Origin of the sequence: Burkholderia sp. SIMBA_062 (genome assembly GCF_046534765.1) — a bacterium.
In the GTDB taxonomy this organism is placed as follows: Bacteria; Pseudomonadota; Gammaproteobacteria; order Burkholderiales; family Burkholderiaceae; genus Burkholderia; species Burkholderia ambifaria.
On the sequence record NZ_JAWRYD010000350.1, the window covers coordinates 1 to 262 of the forward strand.

The window sequence follows — 262 nt, forward strand, 5'->3', positions numbered from 1 at the left end:
TGTACCGCATGGGCTTCGCATCGACCCGCGCTGAAGCGCGACAGCTCGTGAGCCACAAGGCTCTTACGCTGAACGGCGTCGTCGCGAACATCCCGTCGATGCAAGTGAAGGCAGGCGACGTCGTCGCAATTCGCGAAAAGGCGAAGAAGCAGGCGCGTATCGCTGAAGCCCTCTCGCTGGCAGAGCAAGGCGGCATCGCAGGTTGGGTCGCAGTCGACGCGAAGAAGTTCGAAGGTACGTTCAAGGGCGTGCCGGAGCGCAG

The 262-nt window shown here is 62.6% G+C and carries 1 protein-coding gene; it reads left to right on the top strand.

The window, feature by feature from the left end:
* Positions 1 to 262: S4 domain-containing protein (locus SB786_RS36650; protein ID WP_410731642.1), on the top strand; the 262-nt coding region annotated here is incomplete at both ends.